The organism is Streptomyces alkaliphilus, from assembly GCF_014141535.1.
Classification (GTDB): domain Bacteria; phylum Actinomycetota; class Actinomycetes; order Streptomycetales; family Streptomycetaceae; genus Streptomyces; species Streptomyces alkaliphilus.
In genome coordinates this window covers 1-389 of record NZ_VKHT01001779.1, presented here as the reverse complement: position 1 = coordinate 389, position 389 = coordinate 1, and the positions used below count along the sequence as shown (strand labels likewise).

General features: G+C 69.7%; 1 protein-coding gene. It reads left to right on the top strand.

The features are described 5' to 3' along the window. Positions 1-93: 93 nt before the first annotated feature. The coding region (locus FNQ90_RS26730; RefSeq protein ID WP_182608620.1) for a GntR family transcriptional regulator at positions 94-389 on the top strand (296 nt) is incomplete at its 3' end.

The following is a 389-nucleotide window of genomic DNA, read 5'->3' as shown; positions in this document are numbered from 1 at the left end:
GGCGCGCACGGTGGAGGGCGATTCGGTCATCGGGTGACTCGCTTCCCATCTTCAATGCACTAGTGCATAATTGATTTTGTCTGAGGAGATTGCATGGAAGCGTATCGCATCACCGGTCGGCGCGCCTCGGAGATCGTGGCCGACATCGAGCACGCGGTGCAGAGCGGTGTCCTGCCGCCGGACACCGCTCTTCCCCCCATGCGGACCCTGGCGTCCCGCCTGGGCATCAACCCCAACACCGTCGCCGCCGCCTACCGCACCCTGCGCGAACGCGGTGTGGTGGAGACCGCCGGTCGCCGCGGCACCCGGGTGCGTCGGCGTCCCACCGGGCGCGAGAACCGCGGGATGCCCGTCCCGCCGGGCGCCCGCGATCTGGCCTCGGGGAACCC